The organism is Kitasatospora sp. GAS1066B (genome assembly GCF_041262605.1).
Taxonomy (GTDB): Bacteria; Actinomycetota; Actinomycetes; order Streptomycetales; family Streptomycetaceae; genus Kitasatospora.
Window position 1 is genome coordinate 1 of record NZ_JBGCCO010000072.1, and the last position, 8,160, is coordinate 8,160.

The following is an 8,160-nucleotide window of genomic DNA, read 5'->3' on the forward strand; positions in this document are numbered from 1 at the left end:
GGCTTGGGTGCTGCCCATCGCCGGGGCCACACCCCCCACCCCGCGCGGGGTGCGCGGCGGCCCCCCCCCCCCGGGGGGCCCCGTGGGGGGGGGGGGGGGGCGGGGGGGGGGGGCGCCCCCCCCCCCCCCCCGGCCCGATGCGGGTCTCAGTGCCGGACCAGGCCCCGCTGTGGCTGGCGCATCGACGGCACCCGGTCGGCGAGCCGCTTCAGCGGCGCCGGACCGGGGCCGATCGCGTGCGAGAACGGCTGGGTGCGCCAGTCCAGTTCGGTCGGCAGCGTGAGCAGCGCGGCCAGCGCGTCGGCCGGCTCGCCGGGCTCGGCGGCGCACTCCTCCAGGTCGTCGGCGAGCAGCCCCGATCCGGGACAGAGCGCGGGCGAGAACGGGTGCCAGGCGGTGCGCAGCACCGCGTGCTGCGGCAGCAGCTCCTCATCGCCCAGCAGGGCGATCGGGCGCTGGCACTCCGGGCAGTGCACCCGGATGATCTCCCAGGTCTCGGCCTCGCCCGGGTCGGCGCCCGGGGCGAAGCCGAGGCCCGAGGTGCGATCCTCGCCCTCCGGTTCGTCATTCGAGGTCAGGGTGCTGTCGGCGCCGAAGGCGCGCTGCTCAGCTGCAGGCATGTGATCCCCCTTGGATCGGGACGGGCCGACTCGGCCCGGGCCACCAGCAGCCTTTCCCGGCTCCAGGGGTCGATAACCCTGCAGGTCGGCGCGGGGTGACGCACGCCGGTGTGGCCTTCGCCACATTCCACCGGCACATGCCAGAAGCGCTCCCGTGCGACCCGTCCGGCAGGCCGGAGCACCCCCGGCGCGCACCGGTGCGCCGCGCGCCGTGTGCGGAGCGCAGTCGTCCGTATTCGGCGTACGCCGGTCGTCGGGTAGGTTTGCGCCTTGTGGAGGATCTAGATCAGCGCATCGTCCAGCTGCTCGTCCAGGACGGGCGGATGAGCTACACCGACCTGGGCAAGGCCACCGGCCTGTCCACCTCGGCCGTTCACCAGCGGGTCCGCCGCCTGGAGCAGCGCGGGGTGATCCGCGGCTACTCGGCGATCATCGATCCGGACGCCGTCGACCTGGCGCTGACCGCCTTCATCTCGGTCAAACCCTTCGACCCCAGCGCCCCTGACGACGTGCCGGACCGGCTCGCCCCGCTGCCCGAGATCGAGGCCTGCCACAGCGTGGCGGGGGACGAGAACTACATCCTCAAGGTCCGGGTCGGGGCTCCCGGCGACCTGGAGGACCTGCTGGCCCGGATCCGCACCGCGGCCGGCGTCTCCACCCGCACCACCGTGGTCCTCTCCACGCCGTACGAGGCCCGCCCGCCCCGGCTGTAGGGCCAGGTCGGGCGAGCCGCTCCGGCGGGTGCAGACTGTCCCTCATGACCGAACGCACCTCCCGCACCGTGCTGCTGCGCGGCGGCACCGTCTACAGCCCGGCTGACCCCTTCGCGACCGCGATGCTGATCGAAGGCGAGCAGATCGCCTGGGTCGGCAGCGAGGGCGCCGCCGACGCCTACGCGAGCGTCGCGGACGAGGTCGTCGACCTGGCCGGTGCGCTGGTCACCCCCGCCTTCGTGGACGCCCACGTGCACGCCACCGCCACCGGCCTGGCGCTCACCGGCCTGGACCTGACCGGCTGCCCCTCGCTCCCCGAGGCGCTGCGCCGGATCGCCGACCACGCCCGCGCCCACCGGCACGAGGGCGTGCTGATCGGCCACGGCTGGGACGAGACGCGCTGGCCCGAAGGCCGCCCGCCGACCCTCGCGGAGCTGGACGCCGCCGCGCAGGGCGCGGCCCTCTACCTCTCGCGCACCGACGTGCACTCCGCCCTCGCCACTTCCGCCCTGCGGGCCCGCACCCCGGGGCTCGCCGAGCTGCCCGGCCACCACCCGAGCGCCCCGCTCACCCGCGACGCCCACCACGCCGTGCGCCGCACCGCGCTCGCCGAACTGACGGACGATCAGCGCCGGGTGGCCCAACTCGCCACCCTGGAGCGCGCCGCCGCCCTCGGCATCGCCGCACTGCACGAGTGCGCCGGCCCGGAGATCTCCGCCGAGCGCGACCTGGCCGCCCTGCTCGCGCTGGCCGCCGAGCACCAGGGCCCCGAGGTCTACGGCTACTGGGGCGAGCTGAGCGAGCGCGGCGGCGTCGAGACCGCCCGGCGGCTCGGCGCGGTCGGCGCCGGCGGCGACCTCTTCGCGGACGGCGCCTTCGGCTCCCGCACCGCCTGCCTGCACAGCCCGTACCTGGACGCCCCCGAGGACGCGGACCAGCACGGCACGGCCTACCTGACGGCCGCTCAGATCGCCGACCACGTCACCGCCTGCACCGAGGCGGGCCTGCAGGCCGGCTTCCACGCGATCGGCGACGCCGCGCTCGCCGCCGTCCTCGACGGTGTCCGCACCGCCGCCGACCGGCTCGGCCTCGCCCGGGTCAAGGCGCTGCGCCACCGGGTGGAGCACGCCGAGGCGCTGGACGACAAGGCGATCGCCGCCTTCGCCGAACTCGGTCTGACCGCCTCCGTCCAGCCCGCCTTCGACGCCGCCTGGGGCGGTCCGGCGGGCATGTACGTCCAGCGCCTGGGCGCCGAGCGGGCGGCCGGGCTCAACCCGTTCGCCGCGCTGCTGCGGGCCGGCGTGCCGCTCGCCCTCGGGTCGGACGCACCGGTCACCCCGCTCGACTCCTGGGGCACGGTCCGGGCGGCCGCCTTCCACCAGACCCCCGAGCACCGGATCTCGGTGCGCGCCGCGTTCGCCGCCCACACCCGTGGCGGCTGGCGGGCGATCGGCCGGGACCAGGAGGGCGTGCTGGTCCCCGGTGCTCCCGCGAGCTACGCCGTGTGGCGCACCGGCGAGCTGGTGGTCCAGGCGCCCGACTCCCGGGTGGCCGGCTGGTCCACCGACCCGCGCTCCGGCACGCCCGGGCTGCCCGACCTCACCCCGGGCACCGAGCTGCCGACCTGCCTGCGCACCGTGGTCCGAGGGCGGACCGTGTTCCTGTCCGAACCCGCGCGCTGACCTGCGGATTCTCACAGTCCCGCGACTTCCGGTGAGCGGCCGACGGCAGGTACCGTCGTGCTGACCGCCGGTGTCCGAAAACCCGGTCGGTGGCGGCCCGATCCGGCCGCCGCCCGATCCAGCCGTCGCCCGATCCAGCCAGAGAGATGGTGCCCAGGTGGCTCTGCCCGTCGACGCGGACTCGCCCGACCCGGACGACGGGACGGCCACCGCGCAGGCCCCGCAGGCGCCGGGGGAGGGCCAGGTCGCGCGGACCGGTCGGCTCGGCCGGCTGCGCGCCAAGGTGCGGGCCGGCTGGCGCCGTAGCGCGCTGGCCGCGGCGGCCGGGCTGGCACTGGCCGCCGCGTTCCCGCCCTACGACCTGTGGCCGCTGTCGATCCTCGCGGTGGCCGCGCTCTCGCTGCTCACCCGCGGCCGCAGCTTCCGGCAGGGCGCCTGGACCGGGTTCGCCTTCGGATTCCCGTTCTTCCTCTGGCTGCTGGTCTGGATCCGGGTGATCGGCTCCGACGCCTGGGTCGGCCTCTCGGCCGCCGAGGCGGCCTTCCTGTGGGCGCTGGGCGGCGCGCTGGCCGTCACCTCGCGGCTGCGCGCCTGGCCGCTCTGGGCGGCCTGCCTCTGGGTGGCCGAGGAGTGGGCCCGCGACCGGCTGCCGTTCGGCGGCTTCCCGTGGGGCCGGCTCGCCTTCGCCAACACCGCCAGCCCGTACACCCCGCTGGCCGCGCTGGGCGGCGCGGTGCTGGTCAGCTTCGCCGTCGCGCTGACCGGCACGCTGCTCGGCTACCTCGCGCTGCCCGTGCTGCGCCGGCTGCGTGCCCGTCGTGCGGCCGGGGCCGTCGCCGGGCCGGCCGCTGGGCCCGTCGCTGGTCCGGCCGCGCCGCTGATGTCCCGCCGGGTGCTGCTGCCCGCCGGGGCGGGCGCCTGCGCCGCGCTGATCGCGGTCAGCGGCTTCGCCGTTCCGGTGCCCACCGCCGGCCAGAGCGCCGGCGGCCCGGCCAGCGCCCGGGTCGCGCTGATCCAGGGCAACGTCCCGCACCCCGGCATGGACTTCCTCGGCCGCCCGATGCAGGTGCTGGACAACCACGCGGCCGAGACCGAGAAGCTGGCCGAGCAGATCGACGCGGGCCAGGTGCCCAAGCCCCAACTGGTGATCTGGCCGGAGAACTCCTCCGACCTCGACCCGTACGGCGACCCGCTCACCTACGAGACGATCAGCGAGGCGGTCCGCTCGATCGGCGTGCCCACCCTGGTCGGCGCCCTGGTCGACGGCCCGGACGCGCAGCACGTGCAGAACGAGGGCATCGTCTGGGACCCGCTCAGCGGTCCCGGCGCGCACTACACCAAGCAGCACCCGGTGCCGTTCGGCGAGTACGTGCCGTTCCGCTCGGTCCTGATGAAGGTGATCACCCGGCTGCAGCGGGTCGCCCGCGACTTCTACCCGGGCAAGGGCACCGGCGTGATGCAGCTCGGCCCGGCCAGGATCGGCGACGTGATCTGCTTCGAGGTCGCCTACGACGAGATCGTCCGGGACACCGTCGACGACGGCGGCCGGGTGATCGTCGTGCAGACCAACAACGCCACTTACGCCAGGAGCGGCCAGCCCGACCAGCAGCTCGCGATGTCCCGGCTGCGCGCGGTCGAGCACGGCCGGGCCGTGCTGATCGCCGCGACCAGCGGGATCAGCGCCGTCATCCGCCCGGACGGCAGTATCGAGAGCCGCACCGCCGAGCTGACCCCCGCCGCGCTGAGCGCCGATGTGCCGCTGCGTGACAGCAAGACGCTCGCCGACCGGGTGGGCGCCGCGCCGGAGTGGGCGATCTCCATCATCGGGCTGCTGGCCTGTGGTTCGGCGGTGCTGATCGAGCGTCGCGGGCGTCGCGGGCGTGCCACCGGCGGTCGGGGCGGCAGCGGCGGCGGGAGCGGGACGGAGACCGGAACACCGGCGGGCGCCGAACCGTTGTCCGTTTCGTGACACAGCACGTGAACCCGACCACGGCCGGCCGCCCCGACCGGCGCCGCCGCCGTTTTCTGCCCCTGCTGCTGGCCGCCTGGATGGTGCTGGAGATCTGGGTGATGATCCAGGTCGCCATGGCGACGACCTGGCTGCTGGTGCTGGTCCTGCTGTTGCTCGGCCTGGTGGTGGGGTTCCGGCTGATCAAGCGGGCCGGCCTGGACGCGGTGCGCGCCGCCACCGCCGGCACCCCGTTCGAGCGCGGGAGCGGCAGTGCGGGCGGGAGCCCGGCTGAGGGCGGGAGCACGGGCGAGCGTCGGCCGCCGAGTGGCAACGCCGGTCTGCTGGCGCTGGCCGGGCTGCTGCTCGCGGTGCCGGGCTTCCTCTCGGACCTGCTCGGCCTGACCGTGCTCTTCCCGCCGACCCGGGGGCTCTGGCGGGGGGCCGGCCGCCGGCTGGCCCGTCGTGCCGCGCGCTCGGCGCCGGTCGGCGACCCGCTCGCCGACGCGCTGCGGCTGCAGGAGCAGATGCGGATCCACCGCCCCGACGGCAAGGTGGTCCAGGGCGAGGTGGTCGATCCGGCCGACGACCCCGCCGGCCCTCGGCGTCCGCAGGACGACGACCCGCGCCCGCCGCTCGACCGCTGATCGCGTGTGGCACAACGCGAGGGGCCCCGATCCGAATGGATCGGGGCCCCTCGCGTTGTGGGATCAGGCGCTCTTGCGGGTGTCCCGCGGGTGCACCGCGAGGTTCATCCCACCGGAGCGGAGTACGGCCAGCCGCTCGGCCAGCACCTCCTCCAGCTCCTCGCGCGTCCGGCGCTCCATCAGCATGTCCCAATGGGTCCGGGTCGGCTTGGTCTTCTTCTCTTCCGGCTCGTCACCGTCGAGCAGGACGGCCTCGGTGCCGCAGAACCGGCACTCCCAAACCGAGGGAATCTCCGCCTCGACGGAGAAGGGCACCTCGAACCGGTGTCCGTTCTGACATGCGTACTCGACGGTCTGGCGGGGGGCCAGATCAATGCCACGGTCGGTCTCGTAGCTAGTGGCGCCGAGTCGCGTGCCTCGGAGAGCTCGCTCGCTCATGAATCGTGCCTCCAGGGCTTATGGCCCACAGGACTAGTTGGGGTCGCTGTCTTCGTCGTTCGGTCAACGCTCGGCTTCCGACGAAGATTCCCGACCGGGGACATGCGTCGTCTGTCGTGCCGTCCCTGTTTGTACCCATCTCCGTCCGATTTGTCACATCTGGACAGGGATATCACCCTGGGTGTCATCAATTTCGCGCCTTGTGACCGAATCACTTTCCTGGCTTGCCGGAGCGTACTGGTGGTGTCGCCGAATTGGCCATTCGCGCAGCTCGCACAGCCCAGTCGGTTGGTTCGCGGCGAGTTCACCGGCGCTCAGCGTGACTTGCCGAGCTCGACCCGGGTGGCGCCGGCCTCGGTCCGCGGCTCCGCGGCGGGCGACACCTGGGGCTGGTGCGCGGGCACCGGCGGGGCGGCGGCCTCGATCCGGGTGTCGCGGTGCGGGAGCAGGGCGATCACCGCGTCGCGCAGCCGGGCCGGGGCCTCCTCGTCGAGCGGGTCGACGGTGGCGGGCACCTGGAGCCGGGCGGGCGGTTGGGCGCCGATCCGGGCGTAGCCGCGGCCGGGCGGGGTCTGCGTGGCCGGGACCAGGTCGAGCGGGACGCCGAGCGCGCGGTGCAGGTCCTGCGGGTGGTGGCCGCCGAGGACCACCCGGGCCCGGGTGGCGGAGCGCAGGGCCGGCGAGAGCCGGTCGAGCGCCTCGATCGACTCGGCCACGACGACGGTGACCCGGGCCGCCCGGCCCTGGCGCAGCGGCAGTTCCAGCAGGTCCTGCGGATCGGGACGGCCTTCGGCCTGGGCCAGCTCGCTCAGCTCGGTGGGGTGGTCGAGCAGCAGCCAGAGCGGGCGGGTGGCATCCGCCGGGGCGGGCTCGCCCCGGTAGCGGGCGGCGTTCAGCGCGGCCAGCCGGCGCTCGGTCTCCTGGGCCGCCCAGTCCAGCGCGGCCAGCGCGCCGTGCAGGCTGGTCTCCACCGTGTGCACGCCGGGGCGGTTCACCAGGCAGGCGTGCTCGCCCGTGCCGGCTCCGTCGATCACCAGCAGGTCACCGTGGGCCAGCGCCTGCAGCGCGACGGTGCGCAGCAGCGTCGAGGTGCCGGCGCTGGCCGTGCCCAGGGCCAGCAGGTGCGGCTCGGCCGAGCGCGGGCCGGTGCGCCAGATCACCGGGTGCTGGTGGCCCGCGCCGCCGTCCTGGGCGACCGGGATCGACCGCTGGGTGGTCTGCGCGTCGGTGAAGCCGAGCACGATCTCACCGGGCGTGGTCACCCAGGTCTGCGCGGGCACGTCCTGCGGCAGCGGCGAGAGCGCGGTGACCTGGAGGCGGTTGCACTCGTGCTCCCAGTCGAAGCGGTACTCCCGGGCCCGGCCCGCCTTGCTCTGCACCACCTGCTCGATCCGGGCCCGGGCGGCGGGCTCGGTGTCGGTGAAGTAGGCGGGATAGCCGATCTCCAGCGCGGCCAGCCGGCCCTCGGAGTCGAAGGCCCAGCCGGCGAAGGCGTCCTGGTAGTCGCCGTCGGGGCGGTAGAGCGGGCAGGCGTCGTCCGGTGAAGCCAGGTAGGGCGTCAGGGCGGCGTAGAGGGCGGGCAGCTTCACCTCGACCGGGTCGGGCACCGGCGGCGGCGCCACCTTGGGCTCCCGCCCTTTCCAGGCGGCGCTGGCCACCAGGGCGATCACGGCGAGCACCGGGCCGTGCGGCAGCAGCACCACGCCGACCAGGGCGGCCAGGGTGAGCAGCAGGGTGGGGCCGCGCCGCTCCCTGGGGGTGGCGTGCCAGCGGGCCTTGGCCCAGCCGGCGTGCCGGCGCAGGCCGCGCCCGATCAGGGTGAGCGGCGCGAACATGTCGGCGGCGTGGTCGCCGGCGGTGCGGGCGAGGTCGCGGCCGCGGGTCAGGTGGCGGTTGAGGGACATGGTCCTGGACTCCCCGGGCGGGTCGGACGGGCTTGGGACGAGGCGGGCGAGGGGTGGGCGACACGAGCGGCGGGGCCGGGGGGGGGGGGCGGGCCCGGGGGGGCGCGCGGGGGGGGGGGGGGCGGCGGCGGGGGGGGGGGGAAGTGATGGCCCCCCGCCGGGTTGGCAGCGGCGCCCCCCCGGGCGGGGGGGTCGTGGGGGGGGCGGG

7 protein-coding genes are annotated in these 8,160 nt (G+C 75.6%); 4 read left to right on the plus strand and 3 right to left on the minus strand.

Annotation, left to right across the window (positions count from 1 at the left end):
* Window positions 1-146: 146 nt before the first annotated feature.
* Window positions 147-620, minus strand: a complete 474-nt coding sequence (locus ABH937_RS37835; RefSeq protein WP_280690644.1) for a hypothetical protein — start codon at window positions 618-620, stop codon at window positions 147-149.
* Window positions 621-892: 272 nt separating this feature from the next.
* Between ABH937_RS37835 and ABH937_RS37840 the strand changes: the two genes are divergently transcribed.
* From ABH937_RS37840 to ABH937_RS37855, 4 genes are all read left to right on the plus strand, one after another.
* Entirely contained in the window at window positions 893-1,333 is a 441-nt protein-coding gene (locus tag ABH937_RS37840) for an Lrp/AsnC family transcriptional regulator (protein WP_266290617.1), read from the plus strand.
* 44 nt (window positions 1,334-1,377) lie between these two features.
* Window positions 1,378-3,015 (plus strand): amidohydrolase, encoded by a 1,638-nt coding sequence (locus ABH937_RS37845; protein WP_370220829.1) that lies wholly within the window; start codon window positions 1,378-1,380, stop codon window positions 3,013-3,015.
* 157 nt (window positions 3,016-3,172) lie between these two features.
* Complete coding sequence (gene lnt, locus ABH937_RS37850) at window positions 3,173-4,984, plus strand: apolipoprotein N-acyltransferase (RefSeq protein ID WP_280690646.1); 1,812 nt, start codon at window positions 3,173-3,175, stop codon at window positions 4,982-4,984.
* Window positions 4,981-5,610, plus strand: coding sequence for an FxsA family protein (locus ABH937_RS37855; RefSeq protein ID WP_370220830.1), 630 nt, complete (start codon window positions 4,981-4,983; stop codon window positions 5,608-5,610). The genes lnt and ABH937_RS37855 overlap by 4 nt, the downstream gene beginning before the upstream one ends.
* 63 nt (window positions 5,611-5,673) lie before the next feature.
* Here ABH937_RS37855 and ABH937_RS37860 read toward each other — a convergent pair whose 3' ends face one another.
* Together ABH937_RS37860 and ABH937_RS37865 are read right to left on the minus strand one after the other, a co-directional pair.
* Window positions 5,674-6,048, minus strand: a complete 375-nt coding sequence (locus ABH937_RS37860; protein ID WP_101384134.1) for an RNA polymerase-binding protein RbpA — start codon at window positions 6,046-6,048, stop codon at window positions 5,674-5,676.
* A 314-nt stretch (window positions 6,049-6,362) separates the two neighbouring features.
* Window positions 6,363-7,952, minus strand: a complete 1,590-nt coding sequence (locus ABH937_RS37865) for a hypothetical protein (protein WP_370220831.1) — start codon at window positions 7,950-7,952, stop codon at window positions 6,363-6,365.
* Window positions 7,953-8,160 lie beyond the last annotated feature (208 nt).